Genomic DNA, 21,070 nt, shown 5'->3' on the forward strand with positions numbered 1-21,070 from the left:
GCTCGCATTAGTCCGGTATCGGGTCGGCGTCACGCTGCCCCCGCTGTCGTGGTGGCGCGGTTCGCCCTGCGTCGCTATGAGGCCGCGATGGGCGGCGACCACCCCTTCTTCTCGATCCATCGTCACGGCTTCGTCCGGGTCGCCGCCGCGACTCCCCGCGCCACCGTCGGCGACGCCGCCGCCAACGCCCGCGCGACGATCGCGCTGGCCGAGCAGGGCAATGCCGAGGGCGTCGACCTGATCGTCTATCCCGAGCTGAACCTGACCAGCTATGCGATCGACGACCTCCATCTGCAGACGGCGCAGCATCACGCTACCGAGGCGGCGATCGGCGAGGTAGCACGGGCGAGCGCCGGGCTGGCGCCGGTGCTGCTGGTCGGGGCGGCGCTGCCGCGCAACGGGCGGCTGTACAATTGCGCGGTAGTGATCGCGCGGGGGCGAATCCGGGGAGTCGTCCCCAAGACCTTCCTGCCCAACTACCGCGAATATTACGAGAAGCGCTGGTTCGCGAGCGGCGCGGGGATCGAGAGCGGCTGCCACATCACCGTCGCCGGCCAGACCGCGCCCTTCGGTGTCGACCTGCTGTTTGCGGCGAGCGATCACGAGCATTTCGTCTTCCACGCCGAAATCTGCGAGGACTATTGGGCCCCTACCCCGCCGTCGACTGCCGGCGCGCTGGCGGGGGCGCTGATCTGCTGCAACCTGTCGGCCTCCAACGTCGTCATCGGCAAGGCGCGCGAGCGGGCGCTGCTGGCGGCGTCGCAATCGGCGCGCGCGGCCTGCGCCTATGTCTATTCAGCCGCCGGCCCCGGCGAGAGCACCACCGACCTCGCCTGGGACGGGCAGGGCATGGTCCACGAGCTGGGCGAGCTGATCGCCGAGTCGAGCCGCTTCCCCGCCGCCGGCGAGCTGCTGGTTGCCGATGTCGATGCCGAGCGGATCGAGCAGGAACGGATGCGCACCGGCACCTTCAACGACGCCGCGCGGTTGGCGGGCGACCCGGAGAAAAGCTTCCGCCGCATCGCCTTCGACCACGACGCGGCGGTGAAGGATATTGGCCTGAAGCGCGCCGTCCGCCGCTTCCCCTTTGTCCCCAACGATCCTGCGAAGCGCGACGCCGACTGCTACGAGGCATTCAACATCCAGGTCGAGGCACTCGCCACCCGACTGACCGCGACCGGCAGCGCGTCGCTGGTCATCGGCGTGTCGGGCGGGCTCGATTCGACCCACGCGCTGATCGTCGCGGCCAAGGCGATGGACCGGCTCGGCCGGCCGCGCACCGACATCCTCGGCTTCACCCTGCCCGGCTTCGCCACCGGCGAGGCGACGAGGGCCAACGCCTGGGCGCTGATGCGCGCGCTGGGCGTCACCGCGGAGGAGATCGACATCCGCCCCGCCGCGCGGACGATGCTGGCGGACATCGGCCATCCCTTCGCCGCCGGAGAGCCGGTGTACGACGTCACCTTCGAGAACGTGCAGGCCGGCCTGCGCACCGATTACCTGTTCCGCCTCGCCAACCGACATGGCGGGCTGGTGCTCGGCACCGGCGACTTGAGCGAACTGGCGCTGGGGTGGTGCACTTATGGCGTCGGCGACCAGATGAGCCACTACGGCGTCAACGCCGGCGTCCCCAAGACGCTAATCCAGTTCCTGATCCGCTGGTGCATCCGCAGCGACCAGTATGACGAGGCGACCCACGCCATCCTGGCGGCGATCGTCGCCACCGAAATCTCGCCCGAGCTGGTTCCCGCCGACGCCGCCGGCGCGATCCAGAGCACGGAAAGCGCAATCGGGCCTTACCCGCTCAACGATTTCTTCGCGCATTATGTGATCCGCCACGGCCTTGCGCCGTCGAAGATCGCCTTCCTGGCCTGGCACGCCTGGCGCGATGCCGCGGCGGGGCGCTGGCCGGAGGATTGTCCGAAGGACAAACGCGTCGCCTATGACCTGCCGACCATCGTCGGCTGGCTCGACAAATTCCTGCTGCGCTTCTTCGCGACCAGCCAGTTCAAGCGTTCCGCGCTTCCCAACGGACCAAAGGTTTCGGCCGGCGGCGCGCTGTCGCCGCGGGGCGACTGGCGCGCGCCTGCCGATGGGAAAGCGGACGTCTGGCGCGATGAGCTGCGGGTGAACACGCCATGAATACACGGCGCAACCCGCTGTCCCGGCTTGCATCGCCGCCGCTCCCGGCGCATCATGACGTGGTCATGACAGCTCCTCCTCCGGATGGATCGCGCGACCGCCGGATCGAGGACCCGACCAACCTCTGGCTGATCCATCCAGCGGCCCGTGCCCTCCTAGCTCCTGCCGTCGCTGCCGGTATCTCGGCCAACGCGGTGTCGCTTGCCGGTCTGGCATTGGGCATCGGCGCGGCGCTTTGCTATGCTCATTGGACCAGCGCGGTCGAGGTGTTGCTCGGCTTCGCGCTCTCGGTCGCCTGGCTGATCGCCGACGGGCTCGACGGCATGGTCGCGCGCGCGACCGGCACGGCCAGCCCGCTGGGCCGCTTCCTCGACGGGCTGTGCGACCATGGCGTCTTTATCCTGATCTATGTCGCGATGGCGCTGTCGATCGGCACCGGCGAGGGCTGGATGCTGGCGGTCCTTGCCGGCGCGGCCCATATCGGCCAGTCGAGCCTGTACGAGGGCGAGCGGGCCCGCTTTCACCGCCGCGTGCGCGGGGTCGCCGCGCCGACGCCGGTCTATCCGAGCGCCGATGCGCCGCTGTTGATGCGCGGCTATGATCGGCTGGCCGGGGCACCGGACCGGCTGGGCCTGCCATTCGAGCGGCTGCTGGCGCGGCAGCCGCGCCCACTGGTGCTCGCCACCCGCTATGCCCGGCGCGCGGTGCCGGCGATGCGCGTGCAGTCGCTGCTCAGCGCCAATGTCCGCGTCGCGCTGATCGCCATCGCCTGTCTGGCGGGCAATCCGCGCATCTTCTGGTGGGCGGAGATCGTAGCTTTGTCGGCCGTAACGGCGGTGGGGCTGGCCCTTCACCGCCGCGTCGAGCATGGCTTGGTGTCATCCACCTCACCGATCAGGGGCGGCGACGGCTTTTCGCCCGCCCTGCCAACAAGGGACCGTTAATGACTGCCATCCGCATCGCCATCGTCGGCATCGGCAACTGCGCCAGCTCGCTGGTGCAGGGCCTGGAACATTACCGCGAAGGCGCGAACGACATGGTCGGCCTGATGCACTGGGAAGTGGGCGGCTATAAGCCCTCGGACATCAAGGTCGTGGCGGCGTGGGACGTCGACCGGCGCAAGGTCGGCAGCGATGTGGCGGAGGCGATCTTCGCCAAGCCCAACTGCACCGCCGTCTTCGCGGCGACGATACCGGCGACCGGCACGGTGGTGAAGATGGGTGCGGTGCTCGACGGCGTCGCCGAGCACATGGCCGATTACAAGGACGACCGCACCTTCATCGTCGCCAACGACGCTCAGCCGACCAAGGCCGATGTCGTCGCCGAGTTGAAGGCGTCGGGCGCGGACGTGCTGATGAACTACCTGCCGGTCGGCAGCCAGAAGGCGACCGAATTCTATGCCGAGTGCGCGCTCGAAGCGGGCGTGGCCTTCGTCAACAATATCCCGGTCTTCATCGCGTCCAACCCCGAATGGGCGAAGCGGTTCGAGGATGCCGGCGTGCCGATCATCGGCGACGACATCAAGGCGCAGCTGGGCGCCACCATCGTCCATCGCGTGCTGACCGACCTGTTCGCCAAGCGCGGCGTGAAGCTCGACCGCACCTACCAGCTCAACACCGGCGGCAACACCGACTTCCTCAACATGTCAAACCATCGCCGCCTCGAGTCGAAGAAGATCAGCAAGACCGAAGCGGTGCAGTCGGTGACGGCGGAGCGGCTCGACGACGACAACGTCCATATCGGCCCCAGCGACTACGTGCCGTGGCAGAACGACAACAAGGTCTGCTTCCTGCGCATGGAGGGGCAGCTGTTCGGCGGCGTGCCGATGAACCTGGAGCTGCGGCTGTCGGTCGAGGACAGCCCCAATTCGGCCGGCGTCGCGATCGACATGATCCGCTGCGCCAAGATCGCGCGCGACCGTGGCCTCAAGGGCGTCGTCGACCCCGCCAGCGCTTATTTCTGCAAGCATCCCCGTACCCAGATGACCGACGACCTCGCGCATGAGGCGGTCGAGGAGTTCATCAGGGCTGCCTGAGGCGATGATCGACACCGCGATCATCCTGGCGGCTGGCGAAGGCACCCGGCTGCGCGACACCACGCCCTTTAAACCACTGTGCGTCGTCGGCGAGCGGACGTTGCTGGATCACGCGCTAACCGGGCTGGCGGAGGCCGGGATTACCCGCGCGGTGCTGGTGCTGGGCTATGGCGGGGACGCGATCGAGGCGCATCTTGCCACCTCGTCGCTGCCGATCGCGGTCGAGACGGTGCGCAGCGATCCTCGCCGCCCCAATGGCGTATCGGCGCTGGCGGCCGCACCGCTGCTGGTCGGCGCGCCCGCGCTCCTGCTGATGTGCGACCACCTTGTCGAGCCGGCGCTCTATGCGCGATTGGCGCGAGTGGGGGCGGGCGACGGTCTCCGGCTCGGCATCGATCGGCGGCTGGGGCATCCCTGGGTCGATCCGCTGGACGTGACCTGTGTCGCTACCCGCGGCGAGCGGATCACCGCCATCGGCAAGGAGATGGTGCCGCACGATTGCTACGACACCGGCGTCTTCGCGATCGGCACGCCACTGTTCGAGGCGCTGGCCAAGCTCGCCGATCCGTCGCTGACCGAGGGAGTGCGGATGCTGGCGGTGCAGGGGCGCGCGCGGGTCGTCGATTGCAGCGACCTCGACTGGATCGATGTCGACGACGCCGCCGCGCTGCGTCACGCCGAGGCGTGGCTGGCGCAGACCGCACTGCCCCGCCGCGCCGTGGCGGCGGGATAGCTCATTTCAGGCAGGCGACGATCCCGGCGATGACCGACTCGGTCTCCTGTGGATCGCGCACCCGCACCGTGTCGAGGCCCAGCTCCTTGGCCGGATAGTCGTTGCCGCCCGGGAAGATCGCGTCGCCCAGGAACATCATCGCCTCCAGCGCGATGCCGCTCGCGTCGCGCAACTTCTTCAAACCGTACGCTTTGTCGACGCCCTCGCGGGTAATGTCGATCGAGGTCGCGCCGCCCATGTTGATCGACAGGCCCGGCAGCCGCTGCTTCAGGTCGGCCTGGATGACCTTGCGCTTCGCGAAATCCGGATCCCAATGCTCCTTTTCCTTGATCGGAGCCTGCTGGCCGAGCGCGGAGAAGGTGATCTGGCTGCCGCGATCCTCGACCAGGTCGCCCCAGGTCTGCTCGGGCTTGAACCCGGTCGCCTCCAGGCTGGCATCGAACGCCTCCAGGATCTTCTTCTTGGTCTCGTCCTCGAACAGCTCGGCATAGACCGGATGCCAGCCGCGTTCGTCAAAGGTGTAGAGCTTGGTCCCCGTCGTCGGCATCAGCCACAGCCGATGGAGGTTGGCGCGCGGCAGCATCCGGCTCGCCACCTGCTTCTCGAACTGCGGCCAGTCGCCTCCCGAGATCACCGCCACATCGGCGACGTCGAGCAGGTTGGCCAGCGCCTCCTGCATTGGTGGCTGCAACTGGCCCTTGCTCTCCGCCAGGGTGCCGTCGAGGTCGAACGCGACCAGTTGCTTCATGCGGGTGCTCCGATGCGAGGAAGGATCAGGGTGTCGATGGCGTGGGCAACGCCGTCGGCGTCGTTGCCGGCAGTGACCGCATCGGCGGCAGCCTGGACGTGCGCGGGGGCATTGCCCATCGCCACCGCATAGCCGGTCAGCGCCAGCATCGGCAGGTCATTCGCCTGGTCGCCGATCGCGGCGGTTTCGGCCAGGTCGACACCCATCGCTGCGGCCAGCGCGACGATGCCGTCGCCCTTGTTGGCCTGCAACGCGGTCACGTCGAGATAATAGGTCTGCGACTGGGCTATGGTCGCGCGATCGCCGAAGGCAGTCCGGCACTGTTCCAGCAATCCTGCCAGCAGGGCCGGATCGTCGCTGACGAAGGTGATCTTGTCGGCATGGTCGAGCAGGTCGTCGAACGCGTCCTGCACCACCGGCGCCTGGTTGGAGGCGATCCGCTCATGCTCGACATGCACGCCCTGGTCGGTCGAGGCGTACCAGCGGTCATCGGCGAACACCCAGCGATCGACCGCCGCGCCGTCGACGATCGCGAAGACGCCGCGCGCCGCCTGCGGATCAATGACGTGGTGCTCGTCGACCCGCCCGTCGCGGTGGAACACCAGGCCGCCGTTGAACGCCCCCATCGGCCCATCGAGGCCCAGCGTGTCGGCGATCGGTATCATCCCCGATCGCGGCCGCGCGCTGATGATGGTGAAGCCGCACCCCGCTGCCGTCAGCCGCTGCACGGCATCGGCGGTGGCGGGGGTCAGCTTCTTCGCCTTGTCGACCAGCGTCCCGTCGACATCGGACACCAGCAATCGCAAAGGGTTCATTACGCCAGCCGGATCATTGCGGCATCTCGACATGCCCGCCAAAGCCGAAGCGCATCGCCGACAACACCTTGTCGCCGAACACATGGTCGACGCGGCTGCGATAGCGCGCGAACAGCGCGGTGGTGAGGACGTGCGCCGGCACCGCTTCCTCCATCGCTGCCTCGACCGTCCAATGGCCCTCACCCGAATCGGCGACCTTGCCGGTGAAACGCTCCAGCATCTGGTCCTTGGCGAGCGCGGAAGCGGTGAGGTCGAGCAGCCACGAGGAGATCACGCTGCCGCGCCGCCACACCTCGGCGATATCGGTCAGGTTGAGGTCGAAGCGCTGATCCTCGGGCAGCTTGTCGGACGACTTACCCTTGAGGATGTCGAAGCCCTCGGCATAGGCCTGCATCAGGCCATATTCGATGCCGTTGTGGATCATCTTGACGAAATGGCCGGCACCAGCGGGACCGGCATGGATATAGCCCTTTTCGGCGCGGGGGTCGTCCTCCGGCTTGTCCTGACGCTCGGGAGTGCGCGGGATGCTGCCGAGCCCTGGCGCCAGCGCGTCGAAGATCGGATCGAGCAGGTCGACCGCATCCTTGTCGCCGCCGATCATCATGCAATAGCCGCGTTCCAGCCCCCAGACGCCGCCAGAGGTGCCGACATCGACATAGCGCACGCCATGGTCGCGCAGCGCCTTGGCACGGCGAATGTCGTCCTTGTAGAAGGTGTTGCCGCCGTCGATGATGATGTCGCCTTCGCGGGCGTGCTCGGTGATGGTGGTGATCGTCTCCTCGGTCGGATCGCCGGCGGGCAGCATCACCCACCAGATCGCCGGCGTGTCCAGCTTCGCCGCCATGTCCTTGAGCGACTCGGCCCCTTGTGCGCCCTCGCCGACCAGCTTGGCGACCGTCTCGGCATCGCGGTCAAAGACCACCGCCTCATGCCCGGCGCGCATCAGCCGGCGGACGATGCCCGCCCCCATCCGGCCAAGGCCGATCATTCCGATCTTCATGCGGGTCTCCGTAGTCTGCGTAGGGTTCAGGCGTGCGCCGGCTGTTTCGCGGCAAGCGCGCCGAGCAGGTCGTCGAACGCCTTCGCGAACGAGGCGACGCCTTCGAGGACCAGCGTGTCGGTAACGCCGGTCAGCTTCAGCCCCAGCCGCTCGGCCTCGGCCAGAACGTGCTTGGCCTCGTCCACACCCTCGACCAGCGCCGCCGCCACCGTGCCGCGTTCGCGGAACGCGTCCATCGTCGTCGGTGGCATGGTGTTGACCGTGTCGCGGCCGATCAGCGAATCGACATACAGCGTGTCCGGGTAGGCCTTGTCCTTGGTCCCGGTCGACGCCCACAACAAGCGCTGCGATTGCGCGCCCTTGGCGGCCAGCGCCTGCCAGCGCTCGGACTTCTCGAAGTCGAGGAACCACTGGTACGCCAGCTTGGCGTTGGCGATCGCAACCTTGCCGCGCACCGCCTTCAGCGCCTCGCTCTCCGGATCGTTCTCGCCGACGCGGCGGTCGATCTCCTTGTCGATGCTGCCATCGATGCGGCTGACGAAGAAGCTGGCGACGCTCGCGATGCGGTCGATCGGCTGGCCTTGCCGCACCCGCTCCTCCAGCCCCGTCGCATAGGCCTCGGCGACGCGGATATAGGCGTCGAGCGCGAACAGCAGCGTGACGTTGACGTTGATCCCCTGCGCGATCGTCGCGCTGATCGCCGGCGCCCCCGCCAGCGTGCCGGGTATCTTGATCATCAGGTTCGGCTTGTCGACCATCGCCCACAGCTTCTGCGCCTCGCTGATCGCGGCGTCGGTGTCGTCGGCGATGTAGGGCGACACCTCCAGGCTGACATAGCCGTCCTTGCCGTCGAGCTTGTCATAGACCGGGCGCAGCGTGTCGGCCGCGACCTGAATGTCCTCGACCGCCTGCGCCTCGTAGCGGTCGATCGTCGCCGCGCCGGGATGCTGCTTGTCGTAATTGGCGAGGCTGTCGTCATAGGCGTCGCCATGGCCCATCGCCTTTTCGAAGATCGACGGGTTGGAGGTGACGCCGGTCAGGCCATCCTCTTCGACCAGCTTCTTGAGGCCGCCCTCGTTCAGGAACTTGCGGTCGACAAAGTCGAGCCACACCGCCTGGCCCTGCGCTTTGAGATCGTTGAGCCGGCCCATCACTTCTTCTCCATCAATGATTTGGCGACCTTGACGACATTGTCGACGGTGAAGCCGTATTTGTCCTGCAGCTTCTTGATCGGCGCCGACGCGCCGAAGCTCGACATGGTGATCGCCACGCCGACATTGCCGACATAGCGATCCCAGCCCAGCTCGCCCGCCATCTCCACCGCGACGCGGGCGGTCACCGCCTTGGGCAGGACGCTTTCCTTATAGTCGTCGTCCTGCAGCTCGTAGCGATACCAGCTCGGCAGCGACACGACGCGGCTCTTCACCCCGTCGGCGATCAGCTGCTCGTGCGCGTCGACGACCAGCGACATCTCGCTGCCGGTGGCGATCAGGATCACCTCGGGATCGCCGTCACAATCGGCCAGGACGTAGCCGCCCTTCGCCAGCCCCTTGGCCGAGGCGTATTTCTCGCGGTCGAGCGTCGGCAGCGCCTGGCGCGACAGGATCAGCGCCGCCGGGCGATTGCCGGTGGTGACGATGCAGCGCCACGCCTCCGCGACCTCGTTGGCGTCGCCTGGGCGGATGGTGTCGAGGCCCGGAGTCGAGCGCAGGATCGCCATCTGCTCGATCGGCTGGTGGGTCGGCCCGTCCTCGCCGACGCCGATCGAATCGTGCGTGAAGACGAATGTCGAGCCCAGCTCCATGATCGCCGCCAGCCGTACCGGCGGCCGCATGTAATCGAGGAACACCAGGAAGGTGGAGCCGTACGCCTTGAGGTGCGACAGCGACATGCCGTTGACCACCGCCCCCATGCCATGCTCGCGCACGCCGAAGTGGAAGTTCTGGCCGCCATAATTGTTGGCCTCGAACGAGTCGCGACCCTTGATGTCGGTCTTGGTCGAGGGCGACAGGTCCGCCGAGCCGCCGACCAGCCATGGCAGTCGCGGCGAGATGGCGTTGAGCACCTTGCCCGACGACTCGCGGCTGGCGATGCCCTTGGCGTCGGGCTCGAACACCGGGATGTCGGCGTCCCAGCCGTCGGGCAACTCGTCGCCGAGCATCCCGTCGAGCTGCTTGCCCTCCTCCGGAAACTGCTCCTTGTAGCGGGCAATCAGCGTCTGCCATGCCTCACACAACGGTGCACCGCGCCCCGCTACGGCCTCTCGGAAATGCTCGGCCACGCCGTCGGGAACGTAGAAGCTCTTGTCCTCCGGCCAGCCATAGGCCTTCTTGGTGGCGCGGACATTGTCCTCGCCCAGCGGCTCGCCATGCGCCTTTTCGCTGCCCGCCTTGGGGCTGCCCCAGCCGATCACCGAGTGGACGACGATAAAGGTCGGCTGGTCGGACGCCTTGAAGCTCTCGATCGCGGCGGTCAGCGCAGCGGTGTCGTTGGCGTCGTCGACATGGATGACGTTCCAGCCATAGGCCTCGAACCGCAGCCCGACATCCTCGTCAAAGGCGAGATCGGTCGACCCCTCGATTGAGATGTGGTTGCTGTCGTAGATCCAGCACAGGTTCGACAGCTTGAGATGCCCGGCAAGGCTCGCCGCCTCCGACGACACCCCCTCCATCATGTCGCCGTCGCCGCACAGGACGTAGACGTCATGGTCGAACAGCTCGAAGCCGGGCTTGTTGTAGCGTGCCGCCAGCCAGCGTTCCGCGATCGCCATGCCGACCGAGTTGCCGCAGCCCGCGCCGAGCGGTCCGGTGGTGGTCTCAACGCCGGTGGTGTGGCGATATTCGGGGTGGCCGGGGGTCTTGGACGACAGCTGGCGGAACTGCTCGATGTCCTCCATGCTGACCGCTTCTTTGCCGGTCTTCTGCCCCTCGGCGTCGATCTCCTCGATGCCGGCGAGATGGATCAGGCTGTAGAGCAGCATGGATGCGTGCCCGACCGACAGCACGAAGCGGTCGCGATTGGGCCAGTCAGGCGTCGCCGGATCGTAGCGCAGGAACTTCGACCAAAGCGTATAGCCGACCGGTGCCAGCGCCATCGGCGTGCCGGGGTGGCCGGAGTTGGCCTTCTGCACCGCATCCATCGCCAGCGTGCGGATGGTGTCGATCGCCAGCCGCTCCGGGCTGCCATCCTCGTGCACACCAGCCGGAGCGGGAGGGGTTATGGTATCGGTCATATCTGGTTCTCGCTTTGCGGCTGAACGCAACAGGCGTCGACTGGTTGCCCCTTAGCCGAGCGAGCGGGAGCGTTCCAGTGTCGTAACGATCCCGCCATCGGCAATATAGGCGGCATCGACTTCGCGCAGGAACAGGCCGTGGCCGATCACACCGGGCAGCGCGTCGAGCTTCCTGGCCAGCGACACCGGATAGCGCATCGCCGCGAACTGCACGTCGAGCACCAAATTGCCGCTGTCGGTGAGGTAGGGCGCACCGTCCTTCTCTCGCAGCACGGAGTGGCCGCGAAGCGCCTTCAACTGCGCTGTGACGAACGCCTGCGCAAAGGGCAGCACCTCGACTGGCAGCGGCACGCCGCCGATCCGCTCGACGCGCTTCGACCCGTCCGCGATCACCACCATCCGGCGCGAGGCGGCGGCGACGATCTTCTCCCGCGTCATCGCCCCGCCCGCGCCCTTGATCGCGAAACAGCGGCCGTCGATCTCATCCGCGCCGTCGATGGTCAGGTCGACCGCGCCGACCTCGGCCATGTCGAGCAGCGGGATGGCAAGGTCGCGTGCCTGTGCCGCGCTCGCCTCCGATGTGGCGACAACGCTGATCCGCAGCCCGGCCGCGACCCGCTCGCCAAGCGCCGCGATCGCCCAATAAGCGGTCGATCCGGTGCCCAGCCCGACCAGCATGTCGTCGCGCACCTCGGCGACCGCCGCTAGGGCCGCCGCCCGCTTGTCGTCGTCCTGCATGATCGCGCGTGTAGCAGCCTTCGCCGTGAACGCACCCGCCATTTGGTTTCTCGCACCTGCACAAAAATATGAACACAAAGGTGGCGCCGAGTGTTTGATCGGGCTTAAAGGCCCCTGCCTGCCGACCTTCTGTTGGCGAACCATCGCCCGCCGACCTCCATTCGGCGAGCCATCAAGGGTGAAGCGCGCGTGGCGACGTGGACGAACCGGCCGGTTGCGGCACGATATACAAGCGGTGCCGTGGCGGTTTCGATGCTGGCTCTGGCCGCGTGCAGCGGCGGCGGCGACAAGCAATCCAAGGGCGGCGGTGCCGGGCAGCCGGGCCAGGGCACACCGCAAGTGGGCTATGTCGTCCTCCAGCCGAGTGACACGCCGCTCACCACCGAATTGGCCGGGCGCACTTCCGCCTATGAGAATTCCGATGTGCGGCCGCAGGTCAGCGGCGTGATCTTCCGCCGCTTGTTCACCGAGGGCTCGCTGGTGACCAAGGGGCAGGCGCTCTACGAGATCGATCCGCGCGCCTATCGCGCCGCCACCAACCAGGCCGCGGCCAACCTTGCCAGCGCGCAGGCCAATGCCGAGGCGACTCGCACTCAGGCCGACCGCTACAAGCCGCTCGCGGCGATCGAGGCGGTGTCGAAGCAGGACTATACCAACGCCGTCGCGACCGCGCGCCAGGCCGCCGCCTCGGTCGCGCAGAACCGGGCCGCGCTCGATACGGCGCGGCTCAACCTGCACTTCACGACGGTGCCGGCCCCGATCACCGGGCGGATCGGCCGCTCGCTGTTCACCGTCGGCGCGCTGGTGTCGGCCAGCCAGACCGACCCGTTGGCTCAGATCCAGCGCCTCGACCCGATCTATGTCGATATCCAGCAGTCGGCGGCGGCGTTGCTTGGTCTACGGCGGTCGCTGGCGTCGGGCGGGGTCACCGCGACCAGCGCCGCGGTCCACCTGAAGCTCGACGACGGCAGCGACTATGCCCAGACCGGCGCGGTGGAGTTCACGGAGGCTCTGGTCGACCAGAGCACCGGCACCGTGACGCTGCGCGCCCGGTTTCCCAATGCGCAGGGGCTGCTGCTACCAGGCATGTTCGTGCGCGCGACCTTCTCGCAAGGGATCAATCATGATGCCTTCCTGCTGCCCCAGCAGGGCGTCAGCCGCGATCAGAAGGGCAACGCCACGGTCATGGTCGTCGGTCCGGGCAACAAGGCGGTGCAGAAGCCGGTGACCACCACCCGTACGGACGGTGCCTATTGGGTGGTGACCAGCGGCGTCGCGCGCGGCGACAAGCTGATCGTCCAGGGTCTCGGCAAGCTCAAGCCCGGCCAGCAGGTGCAGCCGGTGCCGGCCAATACGCCGCAGAAGGTACAGGCCCCGCCGCCGGGCAAGGGTGGCAAGCAAGGGGCCGGCAAGAGCCGGGCAGGCTGACGCCGCGATGCTGAGCCGTATCTTCATCGATCGACCCATCTTCGCCTGGGTGATCGCGATCATCATCATGCTGGCGGGCGTGGGCGCGATCATCGGCCTGCCGGTCGCGCAATATCCCGATGTCGCGCCGCCGCAGGTGACCGTCCGCGCCACCTATCCGGGCGCCAACGCCCAGACCGTCCAGGACTCGGTGACGCAGGTGATCGAGCAATCGCTGACCGGTATCGACGGGCTGCTCTATTTCCAGTCGCAGTCGTCGAGCAACGGCACGGTGGTGATCACCGTCACCTTCAACAAGGGCGTCAACCCCGATATCGCCCAGGTCCAGGTCCAGAACCAAGTCCAGCAAGCGCTCGCGCGATTGCCTCAGCAGGTCCAGTCGCAGGGACTGATCGTCAAGAAATCCAATCCTGACTTCCTTCTGGTCGTCGGCCTGTACGACGCCAGCGACCAGACCGACTCGGGCGACGTGTCGGACTATCTGGTCTCGCACCTGCAGGACCAGCTCGGCCGCACCAAGGGCGTCGGCGACACCAACGTCTTTGGTGCGCAATATGCCATGCGCGTCTGGCTCGATCCCAACAAGCTGCTCGCCTACCAGCTGATGCCGTCCGACGTCACCACCGCCATAACCGCGCAGAATACCGAGGTCTCCGCCGGTGAACTTGGCGCGCAGCCGGCGGCCGCGAACCAGTATCTCGACGCCACCGTCACCGCACAATCACGGCTGCAGACCCCCGCCCAATTCGAACAGATCGTCGTCAAGACCCAGCCGGACGGTGCTGTCGTGCGGCTGCGTGACCTTGGCCATATCGAGCTGGGATCGGAGACCTATGGTGTGGTCAGCCGGATCAACGGTCATCCCGGTGCCGGGCTGGCGGTATTGCTCGCGCCTGGCTCGGACGCGTTGAAGACCGCCGAGGTCGTCAAGCAGCTGGTCGCCGATCAGGCCAAGAGCTTCCCCAAAGGCTATCAATACACCTTCGTCAACGACTCTACCGACTTCATCAAGCTGTCGATCGAAGAGGTGGTCAAGACACTGATCGAAGCGATCATCCTGGTCGTCATCGTCATGTTCGTATTCCTGCAAAGCTGGCGGGCGACATTGATCCCGACGATCGCGGTGCCGGTGGTGCTGCTCGGCACCTTCGGCATCCTTTATGTCGCAGGCTTCTCGATCAACGTGCTGACCCTGTTCGGTCTGGTCCTCGCCATCGGTCTCCTGGTCGATGACGCCATCGTCGTGGTCGAGAATGTCGAGCGGCTGATGGACGAGAACCCGGACATGAGCCCGCGGGACGCCACCATCGAGTCGATGAACGAGATCACCGTCGCGCTGGTCGCGATCGCGCTGGTGCTGTCGGCGGTGTTCCTGCCGATGGCGTTTTTCGGCGGCTCGACCGGCGTGATCTACCGCCAGTTCTCCCTGACGATCGTGTCGGCGATGATCCTGTCGGTGATGGTCGCACTGATCCTGACGCCGGCGTTGACCGCCCACCTCCTCAAACAGAAGCAGCTCGACGGCGACGGGGTGCAGCAAAGCTGGGCGGGGCGCCGCTTCCCCCGCGCCGCGCAGTGGGTGGCGACCGGCCGCGACAAGTTCAACACGACCTTCGACAAGGGGATCGAGCGCTACACGGCCACTGTCAAGACGGCGATCGACCGCAAATGGCTGTTCCTGCTGATCTATGCCGGCGTGGTGGCGCTGCTGGCGATCCTGTTCCTGCGGCTGCCGACCGCGTTCCTACCGACCGAGGATCAGGGTATCGGCCTGGTCCAGTTCCAGCTCCCCCCCGGCGCGACGCTCAACCGCACTCAGGAGGTGCAGCAGGCGGTCGAGCATTACTACCTCAACAGCGAGAAGAACGTAGTTGCGGTATTCTCGTCGGCGGGGCGGACGCTGGGCGGTGGCCCTGGCGGGCAGAATACCGGCCTTGGTTTCACCGCGCTGAAGAACTGGAAGGATCGCAAGGGCAAGGTCAATACCGCCGATGCGATCAGCGAGCGTGCCTCGGGCGCGTTCGCCAATTTTCGCGACGCTCAGGTATACGCTCTGGCACCGCCGGCAGTCCGCGGCCTCGGCCAGTCCAACGGCTTCACGGTGGAGCTGCAGAACAGTTCGGGGATGAGCCTCGACAAGTTCCAGGCGGCGCGCGACAAGCTGCTCGCCGCAGCCGCGGGCGAGCAGAGCCTGGTCGGGGTGCGGCTGTCCGAGTTGCCCGATGTGGCGACGCTCAAGGTCGATGTCGACCCACAGAAGCTGTCGAGCTTCGGCCTGACCCAGGCGAACGTCAACGCGACGCTGTCGACCGCCTGGGGCGGCTCGTACGTCAACGACTTCCTCGACCGCGGCCGCGTCAAGCGCGTCTATGTGCAGGGCGATGCGCCGTATCGGTCGCAGCCGTCCGACCTGAACCAATGGTATGTGCGCGGCTCGACCAACCAGATGACGCCGTTCTCGTCCTTCGCGACCACGCACTGGGGGCAGGCACCGGTATCGCTGTCGCGCTTCAACGGCGTCCAGAGCTATGAATTCCAGGGCCAGTCCGCGCCCGGCACCAGCTCCGGCCAGGCGCTGGAGACGATGCGCAAGCTGGCCGGGCAGATCCCCGGCACCAGCATCTCGCTCGCCGGGCTGTCCTATCAGGAGAATGTCTCCTCGGGGCAGGCACCTGTGCTGTACGGCCTTTCGCTGCTGGTCGTGTTCCTGTGCCTTGCGGCGCTGTACGAAAGCTGGTCGATTCCGGTCGCGGTGCTGTTGATCATCCCGCTCGGGCTGGTCGGCGCGATCGTGTTCGTGACGCTGCGCGGCCTCACCAACGACGTGTACCTGCAGATCGGCCTGCTGACGACGATGGGCCTCGCCGCGAAGAACGCGATCCTGATGATCGAGTTCGCCGAGCAGGCGGAAAAGCAGGGCAAGCGGGTGATCGAGGCGGCGCTGGAGGCGGCCCGCATCCGTCTGCGCCCGATCCTGATGACCAGCTTCGCCTTCATCTTCGGCGTGCTGCCGCTGGCGATCTCGACCGGCGCGGGCGCGAACAGCCGGATCGCGATCGGTACGGCGGTGATCGGCGGGATGCTGACCGCGACGGTGCTCGCGATCTTCTACATCCCGCTGTTCTTCGTCCTGGTCCGCCGCGGCGTGCGCGACGGCATCGCCAAGCTGCGCGGGCGACCGACCGGCCATCAGGGCGACGATGACGGCGAGAATCGCGGCAATGGTCGGGATAACGGTCCGCAGGGCGGGACGCCGCCTCAGCCACTGCTCGCCGGTCCTCCCGCCACCCCCGCCCTGCCCGCGCCGGAGCCCAGCTGATGCCCCGTTCCGTCCTGCGCCAATGGCGGCTGGCCGGCCTGCTCGCGCTGATCGCGCTCGCCGCGTCGGGGTGCAATCTCGCCCCCAAGGATCTCCGCCCGGACCTGCCGGTGCCGCCGTCCTGGCCGAAGGGCGATCCCTATCTGGCCCAGTCGGAAGCGACGCTGCCCAGCGTGACCTGGCGGCAGGTGTTCCTCGACCAGCGCCTGCAGAAGATCATCGACCAGGCGCTGGTCAACAACCGCGACCTGCGCGTCGCCGTCGCCAACATCGCCGCGGCGCGATCGCAATATCGCATCCAGCGCGCCAACCTGCTGCCCGAGGTCGACGGTGCCGCTCGCTATACCCGCAGCGGCGGCGGCAGCGGCACCTCGACGATCGCCTCGTCGGGCAGCACCGGTGGAACCGGCACCGGGACGGGAACGGGTACCGGCACCATCGGGACAGGCGGCACTGGCAGCGGCACGACCGGGACCGGTACGACCAACGGCGGCGCGGCGGGCACCTCCACCGTCACCAGCACGTCGGGCAACTCCTTCCTGCTCGACGTCGGTGTCACTGCGTTCGAGGCGGACCTGTTCGGCCGCGTCCGCTCGCTGACCCGCGCCCAGCAGGACCTGTATTTCGCACAGGAGGCGGCGGCGCGCGCGACGCGGCTGTCGCTGATCGGCAACATCGCCACCGCGTGGCTCACCTATGCCGCCGACGCGACGCTGTTGAAGGTCGCCCAGCAGACCGCCGATGTCGCCCAGAGCAGCGTCCGCCTGACCCAGGCGCGGCTGAAGGGCGGCATCGCCCCGCGCACCGACCTCAGCCAGGCGCAGTCGATCCTCGCCACCGCCCAGGCCGACCTCGCCCAGCAGCGTACCCTGCTGGCGCAGGACGCCAATGCGCTCCAGCTGCTGGTCGGCGCGCCGGTCGACCTGGCGCTGTTGTCGACCGACATCGAGCAGGCGTCGGGAACGATCGCGCCGCTGCCGGCGGGGCTCGACTCGACCGTCCTGCTGCGCCGGCCGGACGTGGTCCAGGCGGAGTATCAACTACGCGCCGCCAATGCCCAGATCGGCGCGGCGCGGGCGGCGCTGCTGCCGCGCATCTCCCTGACCGGGCTGGCCGGGCTGGCGAGCGGGGCCTTGTCGTCGCTCTTCACCGGCGGCGCGTTCACCTATTCGGTGTCGCCCAGCGTGAGCTACCCGATCTTCCGCGCCGGCGCGGGCATCGCTGGCGTCCGCTACTCCCGGGCGGAGCGCGACGTGGCCCTGGCGACCTATGAGAAATCGATCCAGACCGCCTTTCAGGAGACCGGCGACGCACTGGCCCGCGAGGGCACGCTGGTCGATCAGCTGCGCGCCAACCGCCAGGGCGTTGCCGCGGCGCAGGACACGCTGAACCTCACCAACGCCCGCTATCGCGGCGGTATCGACACCTTCCTGTCGAGCCTGGACGCCCAGCGCACGCTCTACACCTCGCAGCAAACGCTGGTGTCGACCTTGCTCAACGGCGGCAGCAATCGCGCCACGCTATACCGGGTGCTGGGCGGCGATGCGACGCTGGACGCCGCGCGTAACGGACCGCAGCCGGTCACTCCGACCGGCGCTCCCCGGAACGAGGACCCGCTGCCCCCAGCCAATCCAGGATCGCGGCCGACGGCGAGACCCTGAACCACCCGATCAGTTTTGCGGCCCATCCTGCCCGCCGCGGAGCGGCGCGACGGCGTTGCGGCCGAACTGCATGATCAGGTCGCTGACCTCGCGCGCCTGGTTCATCGACCGCTGGCCCTGCTCACGCAGATAGTCGCCCTGAATCCTCATCACCTCCGACAGGTCCTTGGCGCTGGCGGCGGCGCGCATTGCCGCGAACGCCTGGCTGGTGTTAGTCTCCGCCTGGTCGATCAGCTTGGAGCCGAGCGCCGAACTGCCCTCCGCGATCTTCTGCCCCGACTCCTTCAGCGCCTCGCCGGCGCGCTTGGCCGGCTCGACAACGTGATCGTTGAAGGCGTTGCGAGCCTGTTCCGCTCCTTGGCGCAGCGTATCGACCGTACTCTTCGCAGCGCCCGCGGCCTGGTCGGTGGCACCGTGCGCGGCAGCGTCGTTCCCGTCGATCGCTTGCTGGATATCGTCGGCCATGGTCAGGGTCCCTCGATCCGCCGGCAAAAGCGCCGGCGCTGCTTTCCCGGCCTTAACGGCCGACCCCGGCACCGGTTGCACGGCATGGTCCCGGCGTGCATCGAAGGAGAAGGGATCGGGCAAGCGGCTTGGCTTGACCTATCGGGCCGACTAGAAGCGGCTCCTCTACGGGGTATCGAGTAACGTGATGTCAATTGTTTACCCGCGCCGGCCCATCCGGGCTCTGGTCGCGCTCCTGTGCTGTTCCGTCAGCGCCTGCTCGTCCCTGCCCCATAGCGGTCCCGATGCCGGCCAGGTGGTGGCGGGCGAGCGCAAGGAGGCGCTGCAGATCGGGTTCAAGATCGTCAACCTCGATGCTTCCTCGCTGCCGGCCGGCGGCGCGGTGGCGTTGATGAGCGCGAGCCAGCTGACCGCGCTGGACAGGCCGGGGCGAGTCGATCTGATCGGGCCGGGGGACGTGCTGTCGATCACCGTGTTCGAAGTCGGCGTGACGCTGTTCGGCGGTTCGCAGAGCCTGGGAGCGGCTGGCGGTGCGGTGTCTGGCGCCGCTCCAGATCCGACCGCCCGTGCGCAGAGCCTCAACGGCGTGACCGTGCGCGACGACGGCACCATCGTGCTGCCGTATATCGGTAGGCTGACCGCAACCGGCCACACGTCCGCAGACCTGGAGAAAACGATCGTCCAGCGGTTGCGCGGGTTGTCGCAGTCGCCGCAGGTGCTGGTCGCCGTGGCACAGAACGTCCACAACACGGTGCTGGTCAGCGGCTATGTCGCGCGGCCGGGTCGCCAGCAGCTCAGCCTTGAGCGCGAACGCTTGCTCGACGCGATCGCCGCCGCCGGCGGAGTCGGTACCTTGGGCGGCCCGGAGAACACCGTCGTCCGTGTCCGTCGCGGCGGTGAGTTCGCCGAGGCCTATCTAGCCGCGGTGGAGTCGGGCGGGGCGGGCGACATCATCCTGCTGCCCGGCGACCGCATCGACGTGATCCGCCGGCCGCGCACGTTCGAGGTGTTCGGTGCCGCCAACAAGGTGGCTCAGGTACCTTTCCCTTCCGCCTCGCTATCACTGGCCGAGGCCATTGCCCAGGCGGGCGGCCCCGACGACAACCGCGCCAACCCGACAGCGGTGTTCGTCTTCCGCGACAATGCGCCGCCGCCCGATGTGCAGGGCCAGAGCCGTGCCGCCCTCGCCGGTTCACCGATGGTATACCGGCTGGATATGGACAAGCCGTCGAGCTACTTCCTGGCCCAGCGCTTTGCGATGCGCGACAAGGACGTGATCTATATCGCCAACGCCAAGATCAACCAGACCAGGAAATTGATCGAGTTGTTCAACTTGTTGTTCACGCCGGTATTCACGGTGAAGGCGACGGTCTCGAACTAAAGCTGAGAAGCTAGATCGAAACCGTCGCATAGCATCCAGGCAATGTTCTTGAAGTCTGCTCCAGCCACGCCAATCAGGCAGCGTGTTCCTTCACGCCGGCGACCAGCATCCATCCGATGCCGTAAGCAACCAGTAGCGAGAAGAAGACGGTCAGAGTCACCCTGCCCCTCTGCGGAAATTGCGATTTCTCGGGCACATTGGGATTAACTACACGCACTAAGTAGAGATGCTTGTCGATCACTTGCTGACGGGCTCGGTCTAGTGCAGTTGCGATTGTCTCGTATTGACGTTGCGCAAATTGCTGGCGCATCAGCAACTCATTGTAGCCAGCAACCTGTGACGCGATAGTGGAGCCACCGCTCCCCGCCAGCTTTGACTGTTGCGCATCGACCTGTGCCTGCAACGCCGCCGTGCGACGGGCGAGCGCGATATATTGTGGGCTGGAGCGATTGATGGTCTGGCCGACGCTGACCATCTGCGCTCGCGCGGATGCGAGCGCGCCGGTCAGTTGCGTAACGAGTGCGGTCTGAGCCGTCCCGGTGCCGGTCGGGTCGATATCGGCTTGGTTAGCGCGGAAGCTGCTGATCGCCCCCTGCGCTCGCGCGAGATTATCCTGCGCCTGACGCAGCTGCCGCTCCTGTGAGGCGATTGCATCCTTGTAGGCGGCGTTATTGAGCGAGTTCACACGCTGATCGCCCAGGTCGAGCAGCGCCGTCGCGATCGCATAGGCGTCTTGAGGAGTGAATGCGCGTGCCTGGATCACGGTTATTCCAGTGCCGCTGTTCACTTCGACCTTGGTCTGAGCGAGATAGTATTTCAGCAGCGCCTCGTCGGTCGGCTGGTCGCCGCCCCACAACCGGGAAAACCAATCGACTCCGGGTCGCCGATAGCGGTTCACCAGGTCAAGCTTGCTGCGCAGCGTCGCCACTACGTCGTGCGAGGTGAGGTAGTCGGCGACGCTCATTCCCTCCGGTCCCGCCGCATCAACGCTGCCGCCCGACAGCAGCGCACCCAAGCCCGACGCCTGCGGCTTCTGCTGCTCGGCAGCGCGAACCAGAATATGGGTTTCCGACTGATACTGGTTCGAAGCGATGAGGTAGTAATAAGCCGCTACCAGCAGCGTCGGCGTGACCACCAGGCCAAGGAACCAGCGATAGCCGTACAGGCTCTCGCGCAGGCGCGTCAGCCGGGTCTCGTGCCGCCGAACGTCCATGCCCACCGGCTGGATGACACCATGCATCGATCGATCAACCTTGTTCCTGGCGAGGGACCCTCGCTTGACTTCAGCGGTTTAGCTCAGACAGATCGTCTGGTCGACAGGGGAGTGAACGATTGCTGATGACGCCTGCCAAGTGGTCGGCTAACGCCCGGCG

The 21,070-nt window shown here is 67.1% G+C and carries 16 protein-coding genes; 8 read left to right on the forward strand and 8 right to left on the reverse strand.

The annotated features are described in order from the left end of the window. Positions 1-87: 87 nt before the first annotated feature. From HUU96_RS00125 to HUU96_RS00140, 4 genes are all read left to right on the forward strand, one after another. On the forward strand, positions 88-2,142 hold the full coding sequence (locus HUU96_RS00125) for an NAD(+) synthase (RefSeq protein ID WP_174290865.1): 2,055 nt from the start codon (positions 88-90) through the stop codon (positions 2,140-2,142). 65 nt (positions 2,143-2,207) lie between these two features. Beyond that, positions 2,208-3,086, forward strand: a complete 879-nt coding sequence (locus HUU96_RS00130; RefSeq protein WP_174290831.1) for a CDP-alcohol phosphatidyltransferase family protein — start codon at positions 2,208-2,210, stop codon at positions 3,084-3,086. Further along, positions 3,086-4,177 carry an inositol-3-phosphate synthase gene (locus HUU96_RS00135; protein WP_174290832.1) on the forward strand — a complete coding sequence of 364 codons (1,092 nt, stop codon included), beginning with the start codon at positions 3,086-3,088 and terminating at the stop codon, positions 4,175-4,177. The genes HUU96_RS00130 and HUU96_RS00135 overlap by 1 nt, the downstream gene beginning before the upstream one ends. A 4-nt stretch (positions 4,178-4,181) precedes the next feature. After that, the gene (locus tag HUU96_RS00140; protein WP_174290833.1) at positions 4,182-4,910 is read left to right on the forward strand and encodes an NTP transferase domain-containing protein; all 729 of its coding nucleotides are present in this window, start codon (positions 4,182-4,184) and stop codon (positions 4,908-4,910) included. A gap of 1 nt (position 4,911) precedes the next feature. Here the strand turns inward: HUU96_RS00140 and HUU96_RS00145 are convergent, their stop codons facing one another. From HUU96_RS00145 to rpiA, 6 genes are read right to left on the reverse strand one after another with little or no spacing between them, the layout of a single operon-like run. Next, positions 4,912-5,658: an HAD-IIB family hydrolase gene (locus tag HUU96_RS00145; protein WP_174290834.1), complete on the reverse strand. Its 747-nt coding sequence runs from the start codon at positions 5,656-5,658 to the stop codon at positions 4,912-4,914. After that, positions 5,655-6,452 (reverse strand): Cof-type HAD-IIB family hydrolase, encoded by a 798-nt coding sequence (locus HUU96_RS00150; RefSeq protein WP_368039717.1) that lies wholly within the window; start codon positions 6,450-6,452, stop codon positions 5,655-5,657. Before HUU96_RS00150 ends, HUU96_RS00145 begins: the two co-directional genes overlap by 4 nt. A 34-nt stretch (positions 6,453-6,486) precedes the next feature. After that, on the reverse strand, positions 6,487-7,473 hold the full coding sequence (gene gnd / locus HUU96_RS00155; RefSeq protein WP_174290836.1) for a phosphogluconate dehydrogenase (NAD(+)-dependent, decarboxylating): 987 nt from the start codon (positions 7,471-7,473) through the stop codon (positions 6,487-6,489). A 26-nt stretch (positions 7,474-7,499) separates the two neighbouring features. Then, entirely contained in the window at positions 7,500-8,624 is a 1,125-nt protein-coding gene (gene tal / locus HUU96_RS00160; RefSeq protein ID WP_174290837.1) for a transaldolase, read from the reverse strand. Continuing rightward, positions 8,624-10,705, reverse strand: coding sequence for a transketolase (gene tkt, locus HUU96_RS00165; protein ID WP_174290838.1), 2,082 nt, complete (start codon positions 10,703-10,705; stop codon positions 8,624-8,626). Before tkt ends, tal begins: the two co-directional genes overlap by 1 nt. Before the next feature lie 51 nt (positions 10,706-10,756). Further along, complete coding sequence (gene rpiA, locus HUU96_RS00170; RefSeq protein WP_174290866.1) at positions 10,757-11,443, reverse strand: ribose-5-phosphate isomerase RpiA; 687 nt, start codon at positions 11,441-11,443, stop codon at positions 10,757-10,759. A 252-nt stretch (positions 11,444-11,695) separates the two neighbouring features. On the opposite strand from rpiA, the gene HUU96_RS00175 reads away from it, so the two are divergent. The 3 genes from HUU96_RS00175 to HUU96_RS00185 are packed head-to-tail and all read left to right on the forward strand — an operon-like array spanning position 11,696 to position 17,851. Next, the gene (locus HUU96_RS00175) at positions 11,696-12,871 is read left to right on the forward strand and encodes an efflux RND transporter periplasmic adaptor subunit (RefSeq protein ID WP_174290839.1); all 1,176 of its coding nucleotides are present in this window, start codon (positions 11,696-11,698) and stop codon (positions 12,869-12,871) included. Between the two features lie 7 nt (positions 12,872-12,878). Next, complete coding sequence (locus HUU96_RS00180; protein ID WP_174290840.1) at positions 12,879-16,190, forward strand: efflux RND transporter permease subunit; 3,312 nt, start codon at positions 12,879-12,881, stop codon at positions 16,188-16,190. Beyond that, positions 16,190-17,851, forward strand: a complete 1,662-nt coding sequence (locus tag HUU96_RS00185; RefSeq protein WP_174290841.1) for an efflux transporter outer membrane subunit — start codon at positions 16,190-16,192, stop codon at positions 17,849-17,851. The genes HUU96_RS00180 and HUU96_RS00185 overlap by 1 nt, the downstream gene beginning before the upstream one ends. Before the next feature lie 9 nt (positions 17,852-17,860). Here the strand turns inward: HUU96_RS00185 and HUU96_RS00190 are convergent, their stop codons facing one another. After that, positions 17,861-18,316 carry a phasin family protein gene (locus HUU96_RS00190; RefSeq protein WP_174290842.1) on the reverse strand — a complete coding sequence of 152 codons (456 nt, stop codon included), beginning with the start codon at positions 18,314-18,316 and terminating at the stop codon, positions 17,861-17,863. A gap of 187 nt (positions 18,317-18,503) precedes the next feature. On the opposite strand from HUU96_RS00190, the gene HUU96_RS00195 reads away from it, so the two are divergent. Beyond that, positions 18,504-19,697, forward strand: coding sequence for a polysaccharide biosynthesis/export family protein (locus HUU96_RS00195; protein ID WP_174290843.1), 1,194 nt, complete (start codon positions 18,504-18,506; stop codon positions 19,695-19,697). Positions 19,698-19,770: 73 nt separating this feature from the next. On the opposite strand, the gene HUU96_RS00200 is transcribed toward HUU96_RS00195, so the two are convergent. Beyond that, a complete protein-coding gene (locus HUU96_RS00200; protein WP_174290844.1) occupies positions 19,771-20,937 on the reverse strand; it encodes a lipopolysaccharide biosynthesis protein in 1,167 nt (388 codons plus the stop codon). Positions 20,938-21,070: the final 133 nt, after the last annotated feature.

It is taken from the genome of Sphingomonas bacterium (assembly GCF_903644135.1).
Taxonomy (GTDB): Bacteria; Pseudomonadota; Alphaproteobacteria; order Sphingomonadales; family Sphingomonadaceae; genus Sphingomonas.